The 24509-nt window shown below is 69.9% G+C and carries 23 protein-coding genes; 14 read left to right on the forward strand and 9 right to left on the reverse strand.

Annotated elements, in window-relative coordinates; translation table 11 throughout:
• Window positions 1-48 precede the first annotated feature (48 nt).
• The 3 genes from ACWENQ_RS41870 to ACWENQ_RS41880 are packed head-to-tail and all read right to left on the reverse strand — an operon-like array spanning window position 49 to window position 2509.
• On the reverse strand, window positions 49-846 hold the full coding sequence (locus tag ACWENQ_RS41870) for an alpha/beta hydrolase (RefSeq protein ID WP_452419279.1): 798 nt from the start codon (window positions 844-846) through the stop codon (window positions 49-51).
• Between the two features lie 9 nt (window positions 847-855).
• Complete coding sequence (locus ACWENQ_RS41875) at window positions 856-1674, reverse strand: alpha/beta fold hydrolase (protein WP_452419280.1); 819 nt, start codon at window positions 1672-1674, stop codon at window positions 856-858.
• Between the two features lie 10 nt (window positions 1675-1684).
• The gene (locus ACWENQ_RS41880) at window positions 1685-2509 is read right to left on the reverse strand and encodes an alpha/beta fold hydrolase (RefSeq protein WP_452419281.1); all 825 of its coding nucleotides are present in this window, start codon (window positions 2507-2509) and stop codon (window positions 1685-1687) included.
• Window positions 2510-2672: 163 nt separating this feature from the next.
• On the opposite strand from ACWENQ_RS41880, the gene ACWENQ_RS41885 reads away from it, so the two are divergent.
• Window positions 2673-4928 (forward strand): helix-turn-helix domain-containing protein, encoded by a 2256-nt coding sequence (locus ACWENQ_RS41885; protein ID WP_452419282.1) that lies wholly within the window; start codon window positions 2673-2675, stop codon window positions 4926-4928.
• A 65-nt stretch (window positions 4929-4993) separates the two neighbouring features.
• Here the strand turns inward: ACWENQ_RS41885 and ACWENQ_RS41890 are convergent, their stop codons facing one another.
• Both ACWENQ_RS41890 and ACWENQ_RS41895 read right to left on the reverse strand, forming a co-directional pair.
• Window positions 4994-5227 (reverse strand): hypothetical protein, encoded by a 234-nt coding sequence (locus ACWENQ_RS41890; protein ID WP_452419283.1) that lies wholly within the window; start codon window positions 5225-5227, stop codon window positions 4994-4996.
• Window positions 5224-5727, reverse strand: coding sequence for a Tn3 family transposase (locus tag ACWENQ_RS41895; RefSeq protein WP_452419284.1), 504 nt, complete (start codon window positions 5725-5727; stop codon window positions 5224-5226). Before ACWENQ_RS41895 ends, ACWENQ_RS41890 begins: the two co-directional genes overlap by 4 nt.
• Window positions 5728-6133: 406 nt before the next feature.
• Here ACWENQ_RS41895 and ACWENQ_RS41900 point away from each other — a divergent pair, with 406 nt between their 5' ends.
• Together ACWENQ_RS41900 and ACWENQ_RS41905 are read left to right on the forward strand one after the other, a co-directional pair.
• Window positions 6134-7489: a hypothetical protein gene (locus tag ACWENQ_RS41900; RefSeq protein WP_452419285.1), complete on the forward strand. Its 1356-nt coding sequence runs from the start codon at window positions 6134-6136 to the stop codon at window positions 7487-7489.
• Between the two features lie 198 nt (window positions 7490-7687).
• Window positions 7688-7888 (forward strand): hypothetical protein, encoded by a 201-nt coding sequence (locus tag ACWENQ_RS41905; protein ID WP_452419286.1) that lies wholly within the window; start codon window positions 7688-7690, stop codon window positions 7886-7888.
• Window positions 7889-7955: 67 nt separating this feature from the next.
• On the opposite strand, the gene ACWENQ_RS41910 is transcribed toward ACWENQ_RS41905, so the two are convergent.
• Window positions 7956-8078, reverse strand: a complete 123-nt coding sequence (locus ACWENQ_RS41910) for a hypothetical protein (protein ID WP_452419287.1) — start codon at window positions 8076-8078, stop codon at window positions 7956-7958.
• Window positions 8079-8613: 535 nt separating this feature from the next.
• Between ACWENQ_RS41910 and lanL the strand changes: the two genes are divergently transcribed.
• From lanL to ACWENQ_RS41935, 5 genes are all read left to right on the forward strand, one after another.
• Entirely contained in the window at window positions 8614-11235 is a 2622-nt protein-coding gene (gene lanL, locus ACWENQ_RS41915; RefSeq protein ID WP_452419288.1) for a class IV lanthionine synthetase LanL, read from the forward strand.
• A 54-nt stretch (window positions 11236-11289) separates the two neighbouring features.
• Window positions 11290-11418: a hypothetical protein gene (locus tag ACWENQ_RS41920; protein ID WP_354908484.1), complete on the forward strand. Its 129-nt coding sequence runs from the start codon at window positions 11290-11292 to the stop codon at window positions 11416-11418.
• Window positions 11419-11440: 22 nt separating this feature from the next.
• Complete coding sequence (locus ACWENQ_RS41925; protein ID WP_354908481.1) at window positions 11441-11566, forward strand: hypothetical protein; 126 nt, start codon at window positions 11441-11443, stop codon at window positions 11564-11566.
• 76 nt (window positions 11567-11642) lie between these two features.
• The gene (locus ACWENQ_RS41930) at window positions 11643-13319 is read left to right on the forward strand and encodes an ABC transporter ATP-binding protein (RefSeq protein WP_452419289.1); all 1677 of its coding nucleotides are present in this window, start codon (window positions 11643-11645) and stop codon (window positions 13317-13319) included.
• Window positions 13316-15001 carry an ATP-binding cassette domain-containing protein gene (locus ACWENQ_RS41935; RefSeq protein ID WP_452419290.1) on the forward strand — a complete coding sequence of 562 codons (1686 nt, stop codon included), beginning with the start codon at window positions 13316-13318 and terminating at the stop codon, window positions 14999-15001. Before ACWENQ_RS41930 ends, ACWENQ_RS41935 begins: the two co-directional genes overlap by 4 nt.
• A 205-nt stretch (window positions 15002-15206) precedes the next feature.
• Here the strand turns inward: ACWENQ_RS41935 and ACWENQ_RS41940 are convergent, their stop codons facing one another.
• The gene (locus ACWENQ_RS41940) at window positions 15207-16160 is read right to left on the reverse strand and encodes a LysR family transcriptional regulator (protein ID WP_449923016.1); all 954 of its coding nucleotides are present in this window, start codon (window positions 16158-16160) and stop codon (window positions 15207-15209) included.
• Between the two features lie 115 nt (window positions 16161-16275).
• Between ACWENQ_RS41940 and ACWENQ_RS41945 the strand changes: the two genes are divergently transcribed.
• The 5 genes from ACWENQ_RS41945 (at window position 16276) to ACWENQ_RS41965 (ending at window position 21626) form a co-directional block, all read left to right on the forward strand.
• Window positions 16276-17193 (forward strand): NAD(P)H-binding protein, encoded by a 918-nt coding sequence (locus ACWENQ_RS41945; RefSeq protein WP_452419291.1) that lies wholly within the window; start codon window positions 16276-16278, stop codon window positions 17191-17193.
• The gene (locus tag ACWENQ_RS41950; protein WP_452419292.1) at window positions 17183-17548 is read left to right on the forward strand and encodes a darcynin family protein; all 366 of its coding nucleotides are present in this window, start codon (window positions 17183-17185) and stop codon (window positions 17546-17548) included. Before ACWENQ_RS41945 ends, ACWENQ_RS41950 begins: the two co-directional genes overlap by 11 nt.
• Before the next feature lie 255 nt (window positions 17549-17803).
• On the forward strand, window positions 17804-18940 hold the full coding sequence (locus ACWENQ_RS41955; protein WP_452419293.1) for an MFS transporter: 1137 nt from the start codon (window positions 17804-17806) through the stop codon (window positions 18938-18940).
• 155 nt (window positions 18941-19095) lie between these two features.
• Entirely contained in the window at window positions 19096-20688 is a 1593-nt protein-coding gene (locus ACWENQ_RS41960; RefSeq protein ID WP_452419294.1) for a serine hydrolase domain-containing protein, read from the forward strand.
• Between the two features lie 152 nt (window positions 20689-20840).
• On the forward strand, window positions 20841-21626 hold the full coding sequence (locus tag ACWENQ_RS41965; RefSeq protein WP_452419295.1) for a MerR family DNA-binding transcriptional regulator: 786 nt from the start codon (window positions 20841-20843) through the stop codon (window positions 21624-21626).
• Window positions 21627-21872: 246 nt separating this feature from the next.
• Here the strand turns inward: ACWENQ_RS41965 and ACWENQ_RS41970 are convergent, their stop codons facing one another.
• Both ACWENQ_RS41970 and ACWENQ_RS41975 read right to left on the reverse strand, forming a co-directional pair.
• The gene (locus ACWENQ_RS41970) at window positions 21873-22085 is read right to left on the reverse strand and encodes a cytochrome P450 (protein ID WP_452419313.1); all 213 of its coding nucleotides are present in this window, start codon (window positions 22083-22085) and stop codon (window positions 21873-21875) included.
• A 149-nt stretch (window positions 22086-22234) separates the two neighbouring features.
• Complete coding sequence (locus ACWENQ_RS41975) at window positions 22235-22768, reverse strand: DUF1062 domain-containing protein (RefSeq protein WP_452419296.1); 534 nt, start codon at window positions 22766-22768, stop codon at window positions 22235-22237.
• A gap of 631 nt (window positions 22769-23399) precedes the next feature.
• On the opposite strand from ACWENQ_RS41975, the gene ACWENQ_RS41980 reads away from it, so the two are divergent.
• On the forward strand, window positions 23400-24269 hold the full coding sequence (locus tag ACWENQ_RS41980) for a GNAT family N-acetyltransferase (protein WP_452419297.1): 870 nt from the start codon (window positions 23400-23402) through the stop codon (window positions 24267-24269).
• Window positions 24270-24509: the final 240 nt, after the last annotated feature.

The raw sequence follows: 24509 nt of genomic DNA on the forward strand, positions 1-24509 counted from the left end.
GGGAGTGAGGTCCGGCGTGGCTGTGCCGTCACGCCGGACCTGCTCGCCTTAGCCGGCGTGCCTGAGCGCCCAGTTCAGGGCGTGGTCGGCGACCTCGTCCCAGCCCTGCTGGGCGGGGATCAGGTGGGAGCGGCCGGGGAACTCGACCACTTCGGTGATCGTGTCCGGCGCCTTGTAGTGCTTGGCGTTGGAGCGCTGGATCTTCGGCGGCATGAGGTTGTCGTGCTCACCGGAGATGAACAGCAGCGGCTTGCGGTCGTTGTTGTGGTAGTCGACGTAGGTGTCGTCCTTGCCGGGGTGGATGTTGGCCAGCGCGCTCCCCCAGAAGATGTGCCCGGAGGCCGGGATGTGGTAGCGCTCGTAGGCGGCCCGCGCCTCGCCCTCGGGGAAGGTGTTGGTGAAGGCGTAGCGCCAGTGCTCGTAGTCCAGGCCGACCGCCTTGTGCCGGTTGGCCGGGTTCCTGAGCATCGGGAAGGTGGCCTTGACCTGCGAGAGCGGGATGACCTTCACCCCCTCGGTCGGGGCGGAGTTGATCGCCACGCCGGCCGTGCCGTACCCGTGGTCGAGCAGGATCTGGGTGAACACGCCGCCGGCGGAGTGTCCCATGAGGATCGGCGGCCGCTCCAGGCCGCTGACGAGCTTCTCCAGGGAGGCGATGATCTGCGGGACGGTGACCCGCTCGATGGGCGTGGGGTCGGCGTTGAGGGCTTCGACCTCGACCTCGAAGCCGGGGTAGGCGGGGGCGAGCACCCGGAACCCTTTGGCCTCGTAGTGGGCGATCCAGTTCTCCCAGCTGCGCGGGGTGACCCAGAAGCCGTGGATCAGGACGATCGTGTCGGGTTTCATCGGCTGCTCCTAGCGGGTGGCGGCGTAGGCGGCGAGGATGACGGCCGCAGCGGCGGCGGGGTGCGACATCATGACGACGTGCGAGGAGTTGATCTCGGTGACCTTGCTACCGGCGCGCTTGGCCATGAAGCGCTGGGCGGCGGCCGGGATGACCTTGTCCTGGGCCGGGATGAGGTACCAGGACGGGATGGTCTTCCAGGCGGGCACACCGCTGGGTCCTGAGAGTCCTTCGACGCTGCCGGGCCGCTGGGTGGCGGCCATCAGCCGGGTGGTGGACTCGGGCAGGTCGGCGGCGAACACCGCCCTGAACTTGGCGGGGTCGATGTAGCCGTCGGTCCCGAGTTCGGTACGGCCCGGCACCGGGTACTTCCGCGTGATCAGGGCTGTGCCGAGTTCGCTGCCGGGGAATTGCTGGGCCAGTTGCAGCGCGCTCTCGCCCTCGTCGGGTGCGAAGGCGCCGAGGTAGACCAGGGCTTTGACATTGTCGTGCCCGCGGGCGGCGTTGGTGATGACGATGCCGCCGTAGGAGTGGGCGGCGAGGATGACCGGCCCGGTGATGGTGTCGAGGACGCTGGAGATGTAGGCGGCGTCACCGGCGGTGTCCCTGAGCGGGTTGGCCGGGGCGATGACGGGGAATCCAGCCCGCTGCAGCAGGCCGATGACCTGGTTGAAGCCCGAGGCGTCGGCGAACGCCCCGTGCACCAGGACCACGGTCGGCTTGGCGGGGGCCGCGGAGGCGGAGACGGTCGCTCCGCCCAGTCCGAGGATCAGGGCACAGCTCGTGACGAGGGCGCCCAGCAGGCGGCCGGCCCGGCGTAGGAGGGTCACGCAATGCTCCTCAGGAGTTCACGAAGGCGAGCAGGTCGGCGTGCAGGCGGTCGCGGTCGGTGTCGGGCAGGGCGTGCCCGCTGCCCTCGTACACCTTCAGGACAGCGCCGTTGATCATTTCGGCCGATCGCTTGCCCCCGACCTCGAACGGCACGATCTGGTCGTCGTCACCGTGAATGACCAGGGTGGGAACGTCGATCTTGGCCAGGTCCGGCCGGAAGTCGGTGGCGGAGAAGGCCGCGATGCACTCGTACGCGCCCCGGTGCCCGCACGCCATGCTCTGCAGCCAGAACGCGTCCCGGAAGCCCTGAGGGACGTCCTGCCTGCGGTTGTGCCCGAAGAACGGGCCGTCGGCCAGGTCACGGTAGAGCTGCGACCGGTTCGCGACCTCGCCCGCGCGGATCGCGTCGAAGACCTCGATCGGCAGGCCCTCGGGGTTGTCCTCGCTGCGCAGCATCAGCGGCGGCACGGCCGACACCAGCACCAGCTTCGAGACGCGGTCGCTGCCGTGCCGGCCGAGGTAGTGGGCTACCTCCCCGCCCCCGGTCGAGTGCCCGACCAAGGTGAGGTCGCGCAGGTCGAGCTGCTCGATCAGGCAGGCCAGGTCGTCGGCGTAGGTGTCCATCTCGTTGCCGTGCCAGGTCTGCGCCGAGCGGCCGTGCCCGCGCCGGTCGTGGGCGATGGCGCGGTGCCCGTGCTCGGCGAGGAAAAGGGCGGCCGCTTCCCAGGCGTCGGAGTTGAGCGGCCAGCCGTGGCTGAGCAGGACCGGCGAGCCGCCGGTTCCCCAGTCCTTGTAGAAGATCGAGGCTCCGTCGCTGGTGGTCACGTAAGGCATGTCGGATTCCTTGGTTGACGTGGGCTTTGTGGTCTTCATCCAAGTCGCGTGGCCGTGGGGCGACCATGCAGAACCGCATGCAGAAGTAGCGCGGATCCACGATCCGGACACGTTGATCCACAACTGGCGCAAGCCGTAGATTCATCGTCAGTGGGGAGGATGCATGGTCAGTGAGTTCGGTCTGCTCTTACGGCGGCTGCGGCAAGAGGCAGAGCTGACGCTCGAAGAGCTTTCCGCTGTGTCGGGCGTGAGCGCGCGGGCGATCAGCGACATGGAGCGCGGCCACAGCCGCGGCCCGCAACGGCGCACGGTGGATGCTCTGGCCGACGCGCTCAAGCTCGACGGCGAGCGGCGGACGGCGCTGACCGACGCCGCGAAGGCGGGCCGTCCGAGGCCGACGGGTCCCGCGCCGGGTTCGTGCGAGCTGCCGCGCGGCGTGGGCGACTTCACTGGACGAGCCGCCGAACTGCTCCAGTTGCGCCGGCTGGCCGAGCAGGCCGGCGCCCCGGCCGCGAGCATCGCCACCGTCTCCGGCACCGGCGGCATCGGCAAGACTGCCCTGGCCGTGCACGCCGCCGGGCAGCTGGCCGGCCTGTTCCCCGACGGCCGCTACTACCTCGACCTGCGCGGCATGGACGCCACGCCCCTGCCTCCCGCGGTGGCGTTGTCGCGGCTGCTCAAGGCTCTCGGCGTCCCGGAGAACGCGATCCCGGGCGAGGAGGAGGAGCGGGCGGGGCACTACCGGGTGCTGCTGCGCGAGCGCAGCTGCCTGATCGTCCTCGACAACGTCGCCCACGAGAGCCAGGTCCGCCCGCTGCTGCCGCCGGACGGCGCCGCGATGGCCATCGTCACCAGCCGCAGGACCCTCGCCGGGCTGGAGGGCGTGCGGCAGATCCCGCTGGCTCCGCTGTCCGGCGAGGAGACGGTCGGCCTGCTGCGCGCGATCGTGGGCGAGGAACGTTCCGGGTCGGACGCGACCGGCCTGGCCAGGCTGGCCGAGCTCTCCGGCCGTCTGCCGCTGGCCGTGCGCATCGTCGGCAACCGCCTGCAGAGCCGGCCCGGGTGGACGCCCAGCCAGCTGGCCGGACGGCTGGACGACGAGGAACGACGGCTGGAGTCCCTGGCGGCCGGCGACCTGGCCGTCGCCGCGGCGTTCGCGCTCTCCTACGAGCAGCTGTCCGGTACGGCCCGCCTGGTCTTCCGTCGCCTGGCGCTCGCCGCGGCGCCGGACTTCGGGGTGGCGCTGACCGCGATCTTGAGCGAGACGGAGCCGGAGGAGGCCGAGGACGCGCTGGAAGAGCTGGTCGAGCTGGGCCTGCTGCAGTCGCCGTACATCGCCCGCTACCGCTTCCACGACCTGGTCCGCCTGTACGCCCGCGCACAGCTGGCCAAGGAGGAGTCGATCGAGGCGCAGCACGGCGCGCGACGGCGCATGGAGAGCTGGCTGCTGGACATGGCGGTCGTGGCGGGACGCTGGTTCGAGCCGGGGTACGGCGCGCCCCCTCCCGGCTGGCGTTCCCTCATCGAGCTCGGCAGCCGGGAGGAGGCTGGCAACTGGCTGCGGGAGGAAGGGACGGCCTGGCTGGAGGCGTTGCGCTCGGCGGCCCATCAGGGCGAGCACGCGACGGTCGTCGCAGTGGCCGAATCCATGCACTGGTTCTCCGACCAGTGGATGTCCTGGGGCCACTGGCGCGAGATCTTCGAATTGTCCTCCGACGCAGCGCGGGCCATGGGCGACCAGCTCCAGGAATCGGTGCACCTCGGCTACCTGTCGTGGGCGCTGATCTTCTGCGAAGCCCGCGAAGCGGAGGGGCGGACGGCCGCGTTGCGGGCAGTGGAGCTGGCGCGGGCCGCGGGCGACGAACGCCAGCAGGGCTGGGCCCTGCTCTACGCCGCGTGGGCCGAGCAGCTGGAGCCGACCAGGCAGGAAAGCGCGCTGGAATACGCCCGCCAGAGCGCAGACCTTCTGCGCCGGGCTGGAGACCCGGAGGGCTACCCACAGGCCGCGACCACCGTCATGGTGTCGCTGGGCCGGCTGGGGCGGATGGAAGAGGTGCTGGAGCAGGGCCGGGCTTGCCTGGCCACCCTACGGGAGCCCGGCTACGGCGGCGATCCGTCGATCGTGGCCTACAGCATCGGCGTGACGCTGCACGACATGGGAAGGGCCTACGCCGAGACGGAACGATGGGACGAGGCGATCGACGCCTTCCAGCAAGCGCTGCCTGAGCTGAGCGCGCACCCCATCGCCGTGGTCCTGGGGCGTGCGCACCGCAACCTGGGAGTCGCGTTGACCAAGACTGGCCGCTTCGAGGAAGCACGCCAGGCTTTGGAAGAGGCGCGGCGGATCCTCGAAACGACCAGCGAGACCGCAACCGTGGCCAAGGTGATCCAGGAGCTGGCCGATCTACCCGAGCGGTGAACGCGTCCAGCGACGCAGACGGCCCGGCTGCAGCCCTCTTCTCAGTGGCGGCTCCGCTCGCGTGGTCAGGCGCCCTGGCCCGCCTCCAACTCCGGACCCGGCTCTCGGGCCGGGCTGGCGGGGTCTGGGGTGTCCAGGTCGGGACCGAGGTCAAGCCGTTTGCTCATGTCGAGCTCGAACTTGCCGTACAGGTTCAGATGGGTCCAGAACAGGGCCGAAAGGCCGCGCCGGTCGGCATCGGTGAGCTTCTTGGCCCACGCCGGTTCGGCCAGGACGATCTGCACCATGCGGGTGTTCAAGTAGACGATCGCGGTGCCTGGACCAGGTGGAGTGCGAGGGCGGACACTTCGACGCTTTCGCGGTCGTCGCCGGTCAGGTCGCCGGCCTTTCCGTAGAAGAGGTCCTTGTTGGCGGAGTTCCAGTTCTCCACCACGTTCAGGCCTTCGTGGATCTCGCGGCGCAGTTCTTCGGCGGCGAGGTAGTCGCAGATGAAGATGGTGCGGATCACCCGGCCGAGTTCCTCGACCGCCCGGTAGGTGGGGTGCTTGGGGCCACCGCGGGTGAAGCGGCGCAGCATCTGGTGGGCCTGCGCGTCGACCTTCACCTGCCCCGCCATGAACTCCACCGCCGGGCGAGGCACGTCCTCCCGGCGAGGGAACCTCGCTTCCAGCTCGAAGAACTTCAGCATCAGACCGAAGCCGAGCCGCGTCGCCCCGGACTTGTTCGCCAGTGGCGCGAACTCCTCCTCATCCAGCGTCCAGCACTCGATCAGGTCCTCTAACTCCCAGTCACGTCGCATGCCCGCCCGCACCCTTTCTCCCGATCTCCAACGGAGGGGCAGGAGAAGCATGGTTTGTAACCGCCCGACTACCGATCGGCATGCCCGAGCCGTGATCGCGACGTAGCGGACCTGAGACGCAACGCTCAGTTACATTGCCCCCGTCTCAAACTGGCTTTCCATACTGCGAGCCATTCGAACCACGATTGCACAGAGCTACTTTGCCCCTGGTGACGGCGACCCGAGCGCCGGGCCTCGAGGTGGGGGCCCTCGCATGTCGACGAGGTCGCGGCCCAACGCGTCGAGTAGGCCGCCCCTTCCCTGCGGGAACTGCACTTCTCGCAAGTTTCGTCGCGACCATGGAACACAACAGATCTTATTTTCTGATTCATATTTTCTAGAAAATCAATAATGCTAAGCTGTTTCCGTGACAGCGGAGACAACAGTCGTGACGCCTTGTGTGCACTGTGGGGCGCCGATCGAGCAGCGCAAGGGGAGAGGCCGTCCCCGGGCGTACTGTGCGGGCACCGACTGCCAGACGGCGGCCAAGCGTGAACGCGAGCTCCGCCGAGCCACCCCCGGTCTTGAAGGCGCGCTGGCCAGGGCCGAACAGCTGTACGAACGCATGGAGACGGGGCTGGCGGCCGCTATCGAGCCGCTGGCACGGGCGCTGGCCGAGGAGCTGAGCCCGGCGGGTGTGGAGGCGAAGCTGAGCGCCGTGCAGGCCGAGGCGCACACCAGGGTGGCCATCGCGCGGACCGAGCGCGAGCAGGCCTTCGAGCAGGTACGGCTGGCAAGGGAAGCGGCCGAGCACGCACGCAAGCAGACCGCGGAGATGCGTCAGGTGGCCGAGGAAGCGCAGGCCGAGCGCGACACGGCGCTGGCCGACGCGGAGACCGCGCGTGAGCAGGCGCTGGCCGCGTTGCGGGAGGCGGCGACGACCGAACGTGTGGCCAGGCAGGCGGCGGCCGCGGCGGAACAGCGGGCGGAGCAGGCCGAGCAGGCGCGCGACCAGGCGGCCAGAGAACTGGCCGAGCGCGTAGAAGCGGCTGAGGCGATGGTGCACGAGGAGCAGACGCGGGCCACGGAGGCCCAGGAGGAAGCGCGGACACAGGTCGAGACGGCCCGCGCTGAGGCGAAGGCCCAGGTCAAGAAGGCTCGGGAGGAAGCGAAGGCACAGGTCAGCGCGTCTCAGCAGGACGTGGAGCGGGCCGAGCTCGCCGTACGGCACGCCCAAGAAGAGGCGGAACGAGCGGTCACGGCCGCACGGGCGGAACGTGACGCCGCCAGAGCAGACGCTGTCCAGGCCGCGAAGGCGCGGGAGCGAGCCGAGCGGGACGTCGCGGCAGCGCAGGCACGGGCCGCGGCGGCGGAGGCCGAACGTGATCGCATCGCCGAGCGTGTGGAGGCCGAGCGGCGGCGGGCGGTCGAGCGTGCCGAGGCCGCCGAGGCGCGCGCGGCTCAGGCGGGAGAGGCGAACGCCAGGCTGGCGGCCGAGGCCGAGGCGCGGATCCAGGCGGTGGAAAGGGAGCGCGGCCTGACGATCGCGGCAGTCCGGAAGGAGCGGGACGCGGCGGTCAAGGCGGCCGAGCGCGACCGGGACCTCGCGGTGGCGGCTGCGCAGCAGGGCGGCGCGCTGGCGGAGGAGCGGGATCAGCTACGTCTGGAACTGCGGCTCGAGCAGGCGCGGATCATGGACCTCCGTGCCGAGTTGGAGGCGGTGCGAGCGGAGGCAGCCCAACTGCGTGAACGAGCAGTGACGGCCGAGCTCAGGCTTCGTTGACGGCCTCGAGGAACAGCGGTACAGCCGTTGGCACCAACAATGGCTGTGGGACTCGAAGTGAATGGGAACGGGACCTGGCGTTAGCGGCATCCATCGTGTCAAGTACGGACGGCCGGAACTCTTACGGCGAAAGGCAGAGTAGAGCGTTAGCCCAGGCGATCGCGGCCCGCTTGCGTTTGCGGGTGGCGGCCGGACCCTGTGCGCTTCCTGCGCGCCTACGGCGCGGAGGGACTCGACCTCACCCACCTCGAGTACGCCCGGCTCGCCCGCTCGCTGCGCGACCTTGCAGTTCGCATCTACGACGAGGTCGACCTGGAGGGCGTCAACACCTGGGGTTTCGACGGGTTGCGCCGAGTGGACGCCGATCTCGTGCTCTCCCGACCTTTTTGCGATCGCTGAGGTCACCCGATGCGTCCATCGACGAGATTGCGGCGCGATCGACGCCGGATCACCGTCCTGGGTCGGCTCATTCCGCCGGCGGGTGTTCGAGTTCGTCGCTGAGCAGGTGGGCCCGCCAGGTCAGCGCCATCCGCGCGGTCGGCGTCCCGACACGGCAGATCAGGTTCACCACCGATCGCGCCCAGGCCATCCCATCGCTCCGGCACCGGCTCCCGCGAGCCGCTCTTCGGTAGTAACGATCGGCCCCTGCTGACCGGCGCTCCTGAGACCGACTGAGGCCTCGTTGCGGACACCGTCTCCAACGAGGCCGCCCAGGTCAGAGGCTCCGCAACGATCAGCGGCTCAAGATAACGGTCGCTTATGAAACAGCTCTGCCGGTTCACGGACGAATGTTGATCTCCCGGGCGGCTTCGCACAGGCTTGGCCGCCCGCGAGCGTCGTTCAGCCGACGGGCGGCCGCAATGATGGCCTGGGTCAGATAGTCGGCATACTTCGCGGGCACGAAGCCGGCCGGCGCCCCCGGCGGGCACCTTACGCCCGCCGAGCCGGTTCATCTCCCGTGTGCGCCCAGCGCCTGGATGGTCTCGACTGCCTTACCGAGACCGAGGTCGCGCACGGCTCGTGTAAGCATTTACTTTCCATCGCCGGATCGTCCATCACACGTCAATTGACGGTCCCTAGCTTCGTCGACGTGCCGCTGATCAGCGGGCGCGAAGGTGGAGGCGATGAGGGAATTGCAGTCCTCGGAGTACGGGCGGATTGTCGAAAAGGCTCTGGTCGGAGCGGGACGTCGTGATTGGGAGGTGATAGGGGGCGATTACTGGTGCCAGGTCGAGCCCTCCGGTCACCTGAATCGGCTGCAGGGCTGGAAAATCCACGTGTCCGCGCGGGCCGACAACGCGGCGGCAGTGCTGGAGGCCGCGGCCGGAGTGCTGGTCGGAGAATCGTGCCCGTTCAAGTTCGTGGTCTCTCCTGACCGGCTCGCCCGGTCGTTGTCGAGGGAGAACGATCGCGCGTTCAGCGGGAAGTTCATCACGGCGTACCCGGACGACGACGAGCAGTTCGTCCGTCTTCTTGAGGTCCTTCATCAGGCGACCAGAGGGCTGCCCGGGCCGCAGATCCTTTCCGATCGCCGGTACCGCGATGGCATCGTGCAGTACCGCTACGGCTCGTTCGCCAGCGTGCGCATGCTCGGCGACAACGGCGTCCATCGCGACATGCTCGTCGCTCCGGACGGGTCGCTGGTTCCGGACCTCCGGGTGGCGTGGTTCGCGCCTCCGCCGTGGGCGCGGGATCCGGTGGTGGCGCGGGAGGAGGTCGTGGCCGACATCGAGCCGTTGATCGGTCGCTATCGCGTCACCGGGGCCATCCGGCATTCCAACAAAGGTGGCGTCTTCCGGGCGGTCGCCGAGGACACCGGTCAGCGAGTGATCATCAAGCAGGGCCGTCCGCACATCGATGTCAACGTTCACGGCGACGTGCGCGACCTGCTTCGCAACGAAGCCGAGATGCTCACCAGGCTGACTCCGTCGGGACTCGTCCCACGGTTCGTGGAGATGTTCGAGCTGGAGGATCACCTTTTCCTCGTCGAGGAAGAGATCCCCTGGCGATCACTCCAGGACTGGGTGGCGGGGGCCAAGGGCGGGCGGCTGCCGGACGAACGTGTGGTCGAGGTGGCTCGCGCCGCTGTCGAGCTGGTGGCCGAGATCCACCGTGCGGGTGTGGTGATCCGCGATCTGACTCCCGCCAACGTGCTGCTCAGTGACGCGGGGGAGCTGCGTCTCATCGATCTGGAGGCGGCGACCGTAGCAGGCAGTGAGGCGGTGCGGCTCGGCACGCCCGGTTACGCCGCTCCGGAGACCGCGGGTGAGGTTCCACCTCCCGCTGACCAGGCCGGGGACCTGTTCGGCCTGGGCGCGGTGCTGGCGTTCGCCGCGTTGGGGCAAGATCCCCTCCTGGTCGCCGATGACCGTCCGACAGACGGCCGGATGGCGGCTTGGCTGAAGCAGGCGGCGTCGTGGCATCCCTCCGCGGGCCTTCTCGCTCCGTTGATCTGCGGGCTCATGAAGGACGATCCCGCAGCGCGCTGGTCCTTGAACCGTGCACGCCGCTTCCTGAACGCGTCCGCGGCGCGGGATGCTCCGGCGTCGGCCATTTCGACTCCCGATGCCGACGCGATGATTCGCTCCTCGCTGGAGCATCTGCTGGACACGATGGCCCCGCGCGAGTCGTGGCTGTGGCCGGCCGAACCCGGGCTGGACCACGCCGACCCCGCTCTCGTGCAGTGGGGAGCCGGCGGCGGCCTGTCCGCTCTCGCCGCCGCCTGGGCTGTGCGCGATCAGGTGGAAGTGGACCATGGGCGGCTGCTGGAGGCGATGCGCCACGGCTGTCGCTGGCTCGATCGCTACCTGGACACGGTCTCGCGCGTCATCCCCGGCCTGTACGTGGGTCACGCGGGCGTCGCCTGGACCGCGTGGGAGGTGGCCACCGTCGTCGGTGACCAGCGGGTCGCCGACAGAGCGCTACGGCTCGCGCGCCGCCTGCCCATGCGCTGGCCCATTCCCGATGTGGTGCACGGCCTGGCCGGCGGCGGACTGGCGTTGGTCCACCTGTGGCGAAGAACGGGTCAGGCCGAGCTCTCGCACCGTGGCCAGATCCTCGCCGACGGCCTGGTCGAGTCGGCCCAGCCGATCAAGGATGCGGTCTGCTGGCCGCTCACGGTCGATGTCGCCTCGGAACTGGAGAAGGGCTCCTATCTGGGGTTCGCGCACGGCAACGCGGGAGTCGGGGCCTTTCTCGTCGCGGCCGCGGCGGCCTGGAACCGGCCCGACTATCTGGAGACCGCGGTCGCCGCGGCCGACCTGCTCGTGACCACCGCCCAGATCGACGGCGAGGCGGCCTGGTGGAGCGACCGGCTGGACCGCCAAGATCGGCGCCTGCCCAACTGGTGCCACGGTTCCTCCGGCATCGGAACCTTTCTCCTGCGCCTGTGGCGTGCCACCGGCCGGGACGTCTATCTCGATCTCGCGCGAAAAGCCGCCGTCGCCGTGCGAGAAGACACCGCGCGTTCCTGTCCGGGGGCCTGCCACGGGCTGGCGGCGGAGGGACACTTCCTCCTTGATCTCGCCGACGTCCTGGAGGAGGAGAAGTACCGCGCGTGGGCCGGTGAACACGCCACCGGGCTGGCCGTACGCTCCGTCGAACGAGATGGACGCCACCTGATCGGGGACGCCTCCGGCCGTCAGGTGAGCGCCGGCTACGCCGGCGGGCTCGCCGGATCCCTGAGCTTCCTTCTTCGCCTGCGACACGGGGGAGCGCGCCCGTTCATGCCGGACGGGCCTCACTGACCCACGGCGACAGCCGTGCCGATCCTTCTCCCACCGGAAGGAGGTGGAACCACTATGACCGCTCCCCAGACTCTGACCGCTCCGCAGCGGATGCGAGACGAGCAGGGGCCTTCGACCGACGCCCGGGAGGCGTGCATCAACTGGGCCTGCGTGTCCGACAGCAGCCGCCCGCACACCATCTAACAGCTGCTTCATAGGAGAAACGATGAGCAACGACATCAAGCTGGAAGCCCTGCAGCGTCTCCCGCAGGAGCAGGGGTCGTCCGCGCACGGACAGCGTCCCTGCGTCACCGCTACCCTCATCAACGGTAGCCGCCCGTGGACCATCTGATCCCTGTGTGATCCAGCGGAGGCGCGGGCCCAGGCCCGCGCCTTCGCGCATAACCAGCGCTCGATTCGGAAAATCAATGATCGGTTCAACAGGAACCCGGCGCCTGCTTTGGGGATCGGCACGGGCCGCCCGCCGCGACACGGCCGTCTTCGCGATCGCGGCGGCAACAGGGATCATCGTCGCCCTGGCGCTGCCCGCCACGCTCAGCTCCATCGTCGATGCGATAGCGCGAGGGGGCAGCCCCGCGCCTGCGATCGTGCAACTGGCCTGCCTGGCCGCCCTCGACCTGTGTGCCACCGTCGTGACGAGTTCCACCAAGAACGCCTCGGTCGCCAGATCAGGGGCCTGGCTGCGGCGCAGCATGGTCGATCACATACTCGCCGTAGGCCTGCCCGTCACCCGGCGCTGGGCCGCGGGAGATCTGGCGGCCAGGATGGTGGGCGGGGCGTCGGCCGCCGCCGACGGCTCCTTCACCGCGGTCACGGTAGCTCTCACCGCCGTCACCGCGGCCGGCGCGGCCACCGCGTTGTGGCTGGTGGTCCCCTTCGGCGCGCTTGTCTTCCTTACCGCCGCAGCCGGTGCGATCTATGTCCTGCGCCGGGGGACGAAGGCGGTCGGCAGGACCTCGGCCGACTACCAGAGCGCGCAGGGGCGCATCTCGGCCAGACTCAGCGAGACGCTCACCGGCGCACGGACGATCGAGGCCAGCGGCACCCAGGCCAGAGAGGTCGACCGCATCCTCGCCTCACTGCCTGAGCTGACCGCGGCAGGCCGCGCGAACTGGCGCACACAGGGGAGCGTCGGCCAGGCTCTGAGCCTGCTGACCGCGGCCGCCCAAGTCGCCATGCTGGCGCTGACCGGTCTCGGGATCGCCGCCGGATGGCTGCGGCCCGGCGACATGGTCGCGGCCGTCGCCTACGTCACGCTGGGCATCAACGCGGTGCATCAGCTCTCCGCGGTGACCTACCTCAGCCATGTCCGCAGCGCCGCAGACCGTATCTCACAGGTGCTCGACACTGCCCGGCCGCGGTCCCGCACGCCGCTCACCACCGCACCACAGGCACTCCTCCTCAGCGGGATCATCGTGCTGGACGAGGGCCGCCGGGTGCTCGACGGCCTCGATCTCGCCGTGCCCGTGGGCAGCACGGTCGCGATCGTGGGCCGGTCCGGGTCGGGCAAGTCGGCGCTCGCCCAAGTCGCCGGAGGGCTGCTCGTACCGGATGAGGGAAGTGTCACCTTTCGCGGACAGCCCGTCCTGCCCGGTGACGCCGCCTACGCCTTCGAGCAGCCGGAGCTGGTCGGCGACACCATCGGCCAGGCCTTGGCGCTGGGACGACCGCACGCAAGCCCCGCCCAGATCGCGCGTGCGGCCGAGGCCGCCTGCGCGGCGGGATTCATCCGGCGCCTACCGGACGGCTACGCCACGCCGCTGACAGGGCTGGTGCTTTCCGCAGGCGAAACCCAACGCCTCGGCGTCGCCCGCGCCATTGTTCACGACAGCCCCATCGTCATCCTCGACGAGGCCACTTCCAGCCTCGACACCGCGACAGAAGCCGCGGTGTCGGACGCGCTGCGAACCGCCTTCGCCGGCAAGACCCGCCTGGTCATCGCCCACCGCCCCGCTGCCGCGGCCGCGGCCGACCTGGTCGTCTGGCTGCAGGACGGTACGGTCCACGCCGTCGGCACGCACCGTGATCTGTGGGCCGAGGCCCACTACCGGCAGCTGTTCAGGACGCCGGAGGACAGAGCATGATCGGCCCGTTTCTGCGCAACCGGAACACCGCTGCCCTCTTGGCCTGGTCCGCGCTCGACAGCCTGCCCGTCCTGCTGTCGGGAATCTGCGTCACCATGGCGCTGGATCGCGGCTTCCTGGCCGGACGCCGGGACGTCGGGCTGGTGTGGATCGCCGCCCTCGGCGCGGCTCTCGGCGTGCGCGCCATCACGGCCCGGCGGATCAACGAACGGCTTGCCGATCTTGTCGAGCCGATCCGGGTAGACCTGGTCCGCCGCGTCGTCCGCGCGACCGTGAGCAAGGCGGTGCGTGAACCGGGCAAGACCCGGCACTCGGCGATCGCCCAGATCACCTCGCAGGTGGATGCGGTGTGCGCCTTGACCGGGGCAGCCGTTCTCGCGGTCAGGGACACGGTCCTCATCACGGGCGCGGTCCTGATCGGCCTGACCGCGCTCAAGCCCGTGCTGGCCCTGGCCACGGCGGTCCCGGTGACCGCCGCCTTGTTACTGCTCATCGCCTCGCTGCGGACTTTGGCGGTCCGGCAGGCGGCGACGATCACGGCCAACGAGGAGGTCGCCCAGGAGTCCGCCGCGCTCCTGCTAGGGCTGCGCGACATCCTCGCCTGCGGGGCGCAGCCGCTCGCGGCCGAACGGATGTACGCGGCCGTCGAACGGCTGGCCGGCGCCACTCGGGGCCTGTCCAGGAGCGGCACGGTGCGCGCCGCCGTTCTCGCCATCGGCGGCTACCTGCCCCTGCTGGCCCTGGTGGGGTTGGCGGCCTGGCAGCACGCCACCGGCGGGATGCAGACGGGCGTGCTGCTGGGCGTGGCGACCTACATCTTCGCCCATCTGCTGCCCATGCTGCGCGCCACGGTCCAGAACGCCAACTCCGTCGGCCTGCCCCTGCTCATCACCGTGCGCCGCCTGCGCGAGGCGACCCGCGTCGACGAGGTCACCTCATGCCGTGGCGTCGCCGTACCAGCTGAACCGGATCTGCGGCTGGAGCGGATCGCCTTCACCTACGGTCGTGTCGCCGAGCCCATCGTCTGTGATCTGAGCGTCACGGTGCCCTTCGGCCGTCACGTCGCCATCGTCGGGCCGAGCGGTGTCGGAAAGTCGACCCTGGCCCGGCTCATGTGCGGTCTGTCGCGGCCCAGCGCCGGCGCGGTTCTGCTCGGCGAGCAGCCCATACAACGCCTCCATGGCGCCGAGCTCTCCCAGGCGATCACCCTGGTGCCGCAGGACGCCTACATCTTCACCGGAACGGTCCGGGAGAACCTGGCCTATCTGGCGCCGCAGGCGAGCACCACCACGCTGACGCGGTCGGCCGAGGCTGTGGGCGCCGCCGCGCTCATCGAACGGCTTGGCGGTCTGGACGCAGCCCTTGAGCCGAGCCGGCTGTCGGAGGGGGAGCGGCAGCTCATCGCGCTGACCCGAGCCCATGCGAGCGCCGCCCGCATGGTCATCCTCGACGAGGCCACCAACCATCTCGACTCAGCGGCCGAGGAGCAAGCCGAAGACGCCTTCGCCAAGCGCGGGGGAACGCTCATCGTCATAGCCCATCGCCTCAGCTCGGCACTGCGCGCCGACATGGTCATCGTCATTGACGACGCGCAGGTGCAGTGGGGCACCCACGAAGAGCTGCGCACAGCCTCCCCCTGCTACGCCCGGCTGCTGCGCTACTGGAACACATCCGTTAATTGACACTCACAAACGGAACAGGCACTGCCGCTGCTGATTCCCGACGACACCTTCTTCGCCACCACATGGCAGCGGGGAATGCCGCTGCCCCGATGACGCTGGACGACGTCGCCGGGGCACTGTCCACCGGGCTCATGCGCCTCCCTCCATCGAACTGGACACCGAGGAGGGCGGCCTCCCCCTTGACGCCTCTTGCCCGCCCCGCCGGCTACGCCACGACACCCTGTTCCTCCCGGGCCGGACGGAGTACCCGGCGCACGGCGCCACGCAGCCACTGGTGGGCCCCGTCGGCGGTGTGGCGCGGGTGCCAGGCCATGCCGATCGTCAGTGGCGGCAGCGGCAGCGGGATTTCCAGCAGGCGCAGTCCCAGCGCGTGTGCCGCGTCGCCGAGTGGTGAAGGGGGCTCGCCCGGGAGCGCGGTCGGCACCAGGCAGACCACGTCGCCGACTGCGGCCAGCGCCATCGCCGCCAGATGTCCGGGCAGGACGGCGCTGACCCGCCGGCTGAGCCCTTGCTCGGCCAAGGCCGCGTCAAGCGGGCCGGTGAAGCGTCCCCGGCGGCTGACCGCCACGTGCTCGGCCGCGGCCAGCCTGGCGGGCGTCAGGGTTCCTTCGGCGAGCGGGTGCCCGGCCCTGACGCCGGCCGCCATCCGCAGCGTGACCAGCTCCTCGACCCGGGTCTCCGGGTCGACGTGGTCGATGGCCCCGATCTCCAGATCGACTCGGCCCTCGCGCAGCGCGGGGCCCGCCTCCCACTCCTCGGCCAGCACCCGCAGCGAGACGCCCGGCGCCCGGCGCCGGGCCAGCCCGAGCAGACCCGGCGCCAGCGCCGCGCCGACCAGGTCCGAGGTCTGGACGGTGAAGGTGCGCCGAAGTGCGGCGGGGTCGATCCCGCCGCTCGGGGTGAGCAATGACTCCAGCCGGCGCACCACCGCGGCGGCCTCGTCCCGCAGCGCCTCGGCGCGGGGTGTAGGCACCATGGCCTGTCCTGCCCGCACCAGTAGCGGGTCCTGGAGCACCCGGCGCAGCCGGGCCAGGGTGCGGCTCATCGCCGCGGGGGAGGTCTGCAGCCGCGCGGCGGCACGGGTGACGCTCTGCTCGGTCAGCAGGGCGTCGAGGGCGACGGCGAGGTTGGCGTCGAGGTTCGGGGCTGGGCTGCTCACCTGCATGATTCCGTTTCGGGCAATGATTGGATGCTGAAGTTCCCATTGTGGCAATGCGGTTCGGGTCTGCACGATCAAGAGGCTGTATCGACCCGACACACACCGCGAGGTTTTCATGATCGTCATTACCGCCCCCACCGGGAACATCGGCCGGCGGCTGCTGTCGCTGCTGGTCGAGGCCGCGCCCGCACGCGGAGAGGAGTTGCGCGTCGTGGTCCGCGATCCTGCCCGGCTCCCCGAGGCCGTGCGCGGACGGGTCGAGGTGGTCACCGGCTCGCACGGCGACGCCGCGACCGTCGAGCGCGCCTTCACCGGGGCCGACGCCGTTTTCTGGCTGGTACCGCCGGACGCCTCGGCCGCGCCAGACGAGGCGTTCAGCGGCTTCACCCGCCCGGCCGCGCGGGCGTTCGCCGCCCACGGCGTCGGCCATGTCGTCGGCGTCTCGGCGCTCGGCCGCGGCACCCCGCAGGCCGCCCAGGCCGGGCTGGTCACCGCCTCCCTGGCCATGGACGACCTGATCGCCGGCTCCGGCGTCGCCTACCGCGCCCTGGCCAGCCCGTCCTTCTTCGAGAACCTGCTGGAGGAGGCCGACTCGATCCGCGAGAACGGCGTCTTCACCGACACCGTCGCCGCGGACCGTCCGGCCCCGCTGGTGGCCGTCGCCGACATCGCCGCGGCGGCGGCCGGGCTGCTGCTGGACCGCTCCTGGACCGGCGTCGGCAGTGTTCCGGTGCTCGGCCCGCAGGACCTGTCGCCCAACGACCTGGCCCGCATCATGACCGAGGAGCTGGGCCGTCCGGTCCGCTACCAGCGCCAGCCGCTCGACGAGCTCCGGTCCACCCTGCTCGGCTACGGCCTCAACGAGGCATTCGTCGAGGGCATCGTCGACATGAAGCGCGCCAAGGATCAGGGCCTGGACTCGGGCGTCGACCGCTCGCCGCAGGCGGGCCCGGCCACCGGATTCGCGCAGTGGTGCGCGCAGACTCTCAAGCCCGCCGTCCTCGCCACGCCGGAGGCAGTCGATGCCCATTGACCGAACCGAGCCGCCGGTCACAGCGTTCATGCTGGTCAAGACAATGCCCGAGTGGCTGGCGATGACCGTGGCCGAACGCGTCCAGGCCTTCACCACCCACGTCGTCCCGGTGATCGAGGCCCGCACCCGCGGCGTCCGCTCCCGCTTCTACGACACGGAGTTCTACTCGGCGCGGGTCACCGACATCTGGGTCTGGGAGGCGGACGACCACGACGCCTACCGGCTGCTGATCGACGCGCTGCGCGAGACCCCCTTCTGGGACCGCTACTTCGACGTGGTGGACCTGCTCGTGGGCACCGAGAACGGCTACGCCCGCACCTACGACCTGGAGCCGGTGGCCACCCTCGCCACCTGACGCTCCTCCCTGACCGGCCGGTGCCGCCACCGCCCTGCGGAAGCACCGGCCGGCAGTTCAGCTGAGCAGATGCCCCTCAAACACTTGTCGCGAGAATTCCGAGGGTGAATCCAGTTGCGGCGGGACTGGTGCGCCTGGTGAGGTCCCTGCATGGACGGTGCCACTGAGCAAGTACAACGCGCGAGGACAGCAACAGACACGACGATCACGCGGCAACCGGCTCCATGGCACAGGCTGGCGGTACTCGGGGCCCTGATGCTGGCCGCCCTTACCTTCAACACCGCGGAGAACCTGCCGGTCGGCCTCCTGGAGCTCATCTCCGAGGACCTACGGGTGTCCCTGTCGGCGGTCGGTCTCCTGGTCACCGGTTACGGCGTGACGGTGGCCGTCGCATCTGTGCCGATTGCCCTCGTCGTGCGGGCCGTGCCCCGACGCCATGTGCTCACGGGACTGCTGGCCGCGCTCGTGGTGTCCAGTCTCATTGCGGCGCTGGCCACCTCGTACTGGTTGCTCCTCGGCGCGCGGCTGCTGACCGCGCTCGCCCAGGCGCTGTTCTGGGCCGTGATGGGGCCGGTCGCGGTGGGCCTGTTCGCGCCCAAGGTCCGGGGGCGTGTGGTCGGGGCGCTGTCCGTGGCCGGTTCGCTGGCCCTCGTGCTTGGCGTTCCCGCTGGGACCTGGCTGGGCCAGCAGAGCAACTGGCAGGTACCCATCGCCACGCTGGCGGCTCTGGGGCTCGTCTGTCTGGTGACGATCGCCGTTCTGCTGCCGACTTCGCGTCCGGAAGAAGAGCCCGCCGCCTACGCGAGCAGTCCCGACGTGCGGCGGTTCAGGACGGTGCTGGCGGCCGGGACCTTGTCCGCCACCGGGGCGTTCACGGGATACACCTACATCGTCACGTTCCTTGGCGACGTGAGCGGGTTCTCCCCCCGCGCGGTGAGTGCCCTGTTCGTGGTTTTCGGCGTCGCGTGCCTGGCCGGGGTGAGCATCACCGGGGCGTTCCTGGACCGCTTTCCGCAGACCGCGCTGGCCACCGCCGTGGCCACGCAGGCGGTGGGCATGCTCGGCCTGTACGCGTTCGGCGCTCATCCGGTGGCGGCGGTGGTGTTCCTGGTATTGATGGGCGGTGCGCTCGGGCCGGTGTTCATGACCACGCAGAACGCGATGCTGCACTGCGCGCCGGGCCGTACGGACATCGCCCTGGCGGCGAACTCCGGCGCCTACAACGCCGGGATAGCGGCGGGTGCCGCGCTTGGGGGACTGGTCCTGCCGCTCGCCGATGTACGGGGCACCTTCCTCGCCGGCGGGCTGCTGACCGTCGGGTCCTGCGTGGCCCTACTCAGCGGCGAGCTGCTGCGTGGGCGCCGTCATCCAGAACGCTCAACCCGCCGATGAGGGACGCCGACTCGTATCCGCCGGTAGCTCAGACGACCGCTGCCCATAACCGGGGGTGATACTGCGATCGGCGGACATTGTGAGACAGATCACGGTTGAGGTTGACCTTGGGTCAGGGTGGAAGCTCGCCGCAGCGGCACGACGCCGTCCCGGACATGACAGACTCGACGGAGCAGACCACCATGACGATCATCCTTTCCGATCAGGACAAGAGCATCCTGCGGACCGCCGCGTACGGCGCCGTGTCGCTGATGGCCGCCGCCGGTGCCGCCGGCAAGCCCCACACGATCGCGACCAACGGCAGCATCGCGCTAGGCTCGGCCACCGGCCTGGTCGGGCACGTGCTCGCCGAGCACCCCAACGGCAAGGACCTGGGCGGCAAGTCCGTGGCCGAGATCGCCGACCGCGTGCTGCCGGCCCTGACCGCGGCCATGAACCTGCTGAAGAAGCAGGATCCGGCCGAGGCCGACAACTTCCGCAGCACCGTCCTCGTCGCTGTCGAAACCGCCCAGTTTCACCAGGGCCGGCCGAGCCCCACCACGGCCGAGATGGCCCGCAAGATCACCGAAGCCCTCGACGCCGCCAGGGCAGCCGCTGCCGACAGCGAGGCCGTGCAGGAGGCGGCTGCCAGGCAGGATCGTCCGGAGCTGCAGAAGGCGATTGAAGAGATCGTCGACTCCGGTTTCGTCGGGGTGTCGCTGCGCGTGCACGACGAGCGAGGGGAGTGGGTCGGCAGCGCCGGGGTGGCCGAGCTGGGCGGGACCGCCAAGCCGCCGATCAACGGACACGTCCGGATCGGCAGCAACACCAAGACCTTCACCGCGACCCTGGTGCTGCGACTGGTGGCGGAGGGCAAGCTCGGGCTGGACATCCCGGCGGCCGACTATCTGCCCGAGTTCGCGCTGGACCGGCGGATCACGGTGCGGATGCTGTTGCAGCACACCAGCGGGGTGTTCAACTTCAGCGGCGAGGTCTACGACGACGGGACGGTCGCGCCGGGGACCCCCATCCCCTACAGCACCACCGGCAAAGAGTGGGCGGACAACCGGTTCAAGACCTACCGGCCGGAGGAGCTGGTACGGCTGGCGTTGTCCAAGCCGGCGCGGTTCGAGCCGGGGACGGGCTGGAGCTACTCCAACACCAACTACGTCCTGGCCAGGTTGCTGATCGAGAAGGTCACCGGCCGCTCGCTCGCCGACGAGATGCAGCGGTCGATCCTGGGGCCGCTCGGGCTGTCGGGCACCGTGGTGCCGGACGCCTCGCCGGAGATCCCCGAGCCGCACGCCCACGCCTACTACCGGTACGAGGACGCCGGCCGGCAGCAGACGGTCGACGTCACCCGCCACAACCCCTCCTGGATCTCCACCGGCGGTGACATGATCTCGACCACCCGGGACCTGCACACGTTCATCTCCTCGCTGATGGGCGGCAAGCTCCTGCCGGCCGAGCTGCACGCCGAGATGTGCGCGCCGTACCCCACGGTCATTCCGGACATGGGTTACGGCTTGGGGGTGTTCGTCCAGCAAACGGACCGCGGCGGCACCGTCATCACCCACAACGGCGGCATGGCGGGCTACGCCACGCTGATGTACAGCACGCCCGACGGCAGCAAGACCCTGACCGCCGCGCTGAACTGTGTGGACGACGCTGACCTGTCCGTGGCAACAGCGTTCCAGAACGCCCGACAGAAGCTCGTCAACGAGGTGTTCTGTGGCGGGCAGGCCGATCCGGCCCAGCCGACGGGCTGAACACCTGTGACCCGTACGCCTCGAGGGTCGCCCCCCTCCGGTCGTGCATCAGGTAGAACGCGAACCGGGCCACGCCGAGCTCGACGAGTCCACATGCTCGGCCGTGGTGGACGAATTGGTGGCCGGGCTCGAGCACAAGGCAGGCTGAGCAGATGATGAACGGAGTCACGATCGGGCAGGCGGCGGCATTCGTCGGCGTCACGGTGAAGACGGTGCGGCACTACCACAAGCTCGGCCTGGTCGCGGAGCCCGAACGCGATACCTCCGGCTACCGGCGGTACGGATCGGCCGAGTTGCTGCGGCTGGTGCAGGTCCGGACGCTGGCCGCCGCCGGGGTGCCGCTGGCCGAGATCGGGCCCCTGCTCGACGCCGACGCCGCGCTGTTCGCCGCCGCGCTCGCCGACATCGAGCGGCAACTCACCGAACGGATCGAGGAGTTGATCACGAGGCGGGACACGCTGCACCGGCTCGCTGACGGCGACCGGGCCCTGCTGCCCGACCGCGCTGTGTCGCTGCTGGAACGGCTGTCCGGCCTCGGTTTCCCCGCTGACGAGGTGGCGGCCACCAGGGAGGGCTGGGTGCTGGCCAGGGCCCTGGTCCCAGAGGGCTTCGACGACTACCTGACCCATGTCGAGCACGCCCTGCAAGACACCCGGTTCGTCGCCTTGATCAAGCGCGCCGCCGAAGCCGCGGCCTGGGAACCGGACGACCCGCGCATCGCCGAGCTCGCCACCGCCGTTGCCGACCACTTCCTCGCCAATCCCGCACATCTGAAGATCGTGACCGGCCTGCAAGCACGTACCGAGGCCGCGACCCGGTACAAGCTGATCGCCCTCCACGGCGAGGAGCAGGGATCGGCCGCGGCCCGGGGGGTCGCGCTCGTCGAGACCAAGCTCCGCTCTGCCGGCATCCATATCCCCAGGCCGGACTCCTACTGACCGCGCCGTGCTCCGGTCCTTCGGCCCGGCGACCGGCCGGTCCGCCAGGCCAGAGCATCCCGATCGAATCCGGCTGCCCGAGTCGCCCAGAGAAGCCTGACCAAGCCCCGCCTGGCCGACTCGCCTGCCGTACCGATGCCGGCGACAGTGCCACGCACACCGCAGCAGAGCGACGGCCTATGCCACGTTCATCCTGGACTGGCCGGGTGAGCAGACGAGCGGCGTCAGCTCTCGGTGCCCGTCTGCTCACCAGGTCACCCGCAGCCCGTGCACGCCGTACACGGCGCTGAAGACACGGAAGCCGACCTGCTCGTTCGGTTCGGCGAGGGCGAGGCAGGGGAAGCGCCGCAGCAGGGCGGGGAAGGCGATGCGCATCTCCATCCGTGCCAGTGGCGCCCCGAGACAGTGGTGCACGCCGTGGCCGAAGGCGACTTCTCTGCGCTTCCAGACAGGTGACAGGCGGCGCCTGGCAGGCGGCTATCAGCGACGCGTACGGCCGGTTCCGCGCGGGAGACGCAGGTCGAGCGGGGACCGAGGCGGTCGTCGTGACGGCAAGCAGAAGCACCGCACCGCCAGTCGTAACCTCGGTCCCGCCATTCCTCCCGACCCTATGCAGCCGGCATGACGACGAACGAGAAACTTGTGCTCGTTGTGTGGTTGAGGGGGAGATCGCACTTGATCCGGCGCTCGACCTCGCCCCTGCTGATCCCGAGCCCCTGGGCGATCAGCCGCTCCGGGCGGACGGGCACGGGATCGAGGAAACCGACGTCCACCCGGTACGGCCAAGCCGCATCGACGGCCGATGACTCCAGCTGCCACGCGCCACGCCAGTCGAGGGTGAACCGGTTGCGCCGTGCGACCGCGGGGTCCAGGAGCGCGTGCGCGACGAGCTCCTGATCGTTGTTCTCGAAGGCGCACAGCCTGGCCGGATCCACCGATCGGACCCGCACCCGCTCATGGACTGTGATCTTCGAGGTCCGATCGCAGCAGACACATCGGACGAGCAGCCACACGTCAAGCAGCTTGCCGTTGGCGTTGATCCGGAACCTGCCCTCGCCGACGGTGGCCGCCTCCGCGCGGCAGTCCAGGCAACGCATGGCGAGCAGCGGCAGCCGAGTCCTCCGCACGGACCAGGGCAGCACGAAATGATCTCTATGGGATTGTGAAGACATGATCTCTCTAAGACCTGACACAGAACGCTGAGCAGCCAGGGCGACTCAGAATTCAGAGCAGCCCGGCGAGACCGACCGCGAGGTCGGTGAGAAAGCGCAGAAGAAGATGTCAGGCAGCGAGAGCAGGCGGCGTCACGCGACAGTCCCCACGACGAGTCCGATTGTGCTTGCCGCACGCTAGTGGTTCACCGGGCAGCGCCACAATCGATTTTGTCTCCTGCCGATCGTCGGCGGCAGGGGTGGCAGCGCGACGGTGCCGGCTGGGGCGGTGTCGGTGGAGCCGCGCAGCCGGGCGGTGATCGTGTTCCCGCGCGGCAGCCTGCTGTACGTCGACCCGCCACACCTGGGCAGGACCCGGGAGCGGAACTGCCGGCACGAGATGACCGACCCCGACGCGCACTCGTTGAGGCACTGCCCTTTTGCCGCTCCACCGTGGTCGATTCCGGGTAGGCATGTGCCGTCAAAAACGTGTCACCGGCCGCAACCGAGCGCGTTCGGGCAGGTCAGCGGCAGGTGAGTACGTGATCACGGCGACGCCGATGACTGACTGCCGGCGGGAAAAGCGGGTGCGGCGGGTCGGTGGGTGGTGTGTGATCGAGGGATGGCGATCGAGATGGGTAGGCCGGGGGTCGACAGGCTCGGCGACGTGGTGCGGCTGTTGGGGGAGTGGCAGTACGACGGAGGGCCCGTGCAGTTGCATCCGGGGGATGTGGGGTGGTTCTGGCGGTTCGGTGTGGAGCGGACTGCGGAGGCTACGCGGACCTGGAGTCGGGCCGGGGAGGTTCTGGCGGTCGGGCTGCTGGATGGTGCGGAGTTGCTGAGGTTGGCGTTCGCGCCGGAGGCGTTGCGGGACGAGGAGTTGGCGCAGCAGGTGGTCGACGACGTGTCGGCGCCTGAACGCGGTGTGCTCCTCGAGGGCAGGGTGTACGTCGAGGCGCCGATGGGTGCGCTGGTCCAGGACCTGCTGTTCAAGGACGGCTGGGGGAGTGGCGAGCCGTGGACACTACTTCGGCGTGACCTCGGCGCGCCTGTGCCGGATCCCGGCGTTCGCGTCGAGGTGATCGGGCCGGAACGGGCGTATGAGTGGGCCGCGGTCCTGCGGGCGTCGTTCGACGGGTCGACGTTCACCGACGAGCGCTGGCACGCGATGGCGGCAGGTGCGCCGTATGGCGACGCGCGGTGCCTCGCCGTTCGCGATGAGCAGGGCGAGGCGGTGGCGGCCGTGACGGTGTGGTCGGTGGGTGAGGGCAAGCCAGGGCTGATCGAGCCGATGGGAGTGCACCGGGCACACCGCGGTCACGGTTACGGTCGAGCGATCACGGTCGCCGCAGCGCGCGCACTTCAGGAGTTGGGTTCGTCCAGCGTGATCGTGTGCTGCCCGAGCTCCAACGTCGGCGCCGTCGCCACCTACCAGTCGGCCGGCCTCCAGCAGTTGAACGAGAGACGGGACCTGTACCGCAACGCTTCCTGAGGCCTTCGGCGTGGGGTCGGGTGCGGAACGCGAGACACAATCCGGGGTGCCGTTAACGGCTGCGTCACCAGCCCCAAACGCGGATGATCATGCTTGATGCTGCGGTGTGTAATGGTCCATCCGCTGTAGTGGATCACCTGCCCTGGAGCGCACGCCGTTAGGCATTGACGACCTGGTCGAGCACTGGACGATTCTCGAGGAGGAGATGCTCCTCGTATCAGGCAAGCGCGGCGCGGCGGA

The sequence above is a fragment of the Nonomuraea sp. NPDC004354 genome (assembly GCF_053602555.1).

What these genes read in the sequence shown, in the direction of transcription:
- ACWENQ_RS41885 (WP_452419282.1), top strand. Translation starts at nt 2,673, where the DNA reads ATGGTCAGTGAGTTCGGTCTGCTCTTACGGCGGCTGCGGCAAGAGGCA.
- ACWENQ_RS41965 (WP_452419295.1), top strand. Translation starts at nt 20,841, where the DNA reads ATGATGAACGGAGTCACGATCGGGCAGGCGGCGGCATTCGTCGGCGTC.
- ACWENQ_RS41895 (WP_452419284.1), bottom strand. Translation starts at nt 5,727, where the DNA reads ATGCGACGTGACTGGGAGTTAGAGGACCTGATCGAGTGCTGGACGCTG.
- ACWENQ_RS41930 (WP_452419289.1), top strand. Translation starts at nt 11,643, where the DNA reads ATGATCGGTTCAACAGGAACCCGGCGCCTGCTTTGGGGATCGGCACGG.
- ACWENQ_RS41880 (WP_452419281.1), bottom strand. Translation starts at nt 2,509, where the DNA reads ATGCCTTACGTGACCACCAGCGACGGAGCCTCGATCTTCTACAAGGAC.
- lanL (WP_452419288.1), top strand. Translation starts at nt 8,614, where the DNA reads ATGAGGGAATTGCAGTCCTCGGAGTACGGGCGGATTGTCGAAAAGGCT.
- ACWENQ_RS41955 (WP_452419293.1), top strand. Translation starts at nt 17,804, where the DNA reads ATGCTGGCCGCCCTTACCTTCAACACCGCGGAGAACCTGCCGGTCGGC.
- ACWENQ_RS41945 (WP_452419291.1), top strand. Translation starts at nt 16,276, where the DNA reads ATGATCGTCATTACCGCCCCCACCGGGAACATCGGCCGGCGGCTGCTG.
- ACWENQ_RS41925 (WP_354908481.1), top strand. Translation starts at nt 11,441, where the DNA reads ATGAGCAACGACATCAAGCTGGAAGCCCTGCAGCGTCTCCCGCAGGAG.
- ACWENQ_RS41920 (WP_354908484.1), top strand. Translation starts at nt 11,290, where the DNA reads ATGACCGCTCCCCAGACTCTGACCGCTCCGCAGCGGATGCGAGACGAG.
- ACWENQ_RS41960 (WP_452419294.1), top strand. Translation starts at nt 19,096, where the DNA reads ATGACAGACTCGACGGAGCAGACCACCATGACGATCATCCTTTCCGAT.
- ACWENQ_RS41910 (WP_452419287.1), bottom strand. Translation starts at nt 8,078, where the DNA reads ATGGCCTGGGCGCGATCGGTGGTGAACCTGATCTGCCGTGTCGGGACG.
- ACWENQ_RS41950 (WP_452419292.1), top strand. Translation starts at nt 17,183, where the DNA reads ATGCCCATTGACCGAACCGAGCCGCCGGTCACAGCGTTCATGCTGGTC.
- ACWENQ_RS41935 (WP_452419290.1), top strand. Translation starts at nt 13,316, where the DNA reads ATGATCGGCCCGTTTCTGCGCAACCGGAACACCGCTGCCCTCTTGGCC.
- ACWENQ_RS41980 (WP_452419297.1), top strand. Translation starts at nt 23,400, where the DNA reads ATGGCGATCGAGATGGGTAGGCCGGGGGTCGACAGGCTCGGCGACGTG.
- ACWENQ_RS41870 (WP_452419279.1), bottom strand. Translation starts at nt 846, where the DNA reads ATGAAACCCGACACGATCGTCCTGATCCACGGCTTCTGGGTCACCCCG.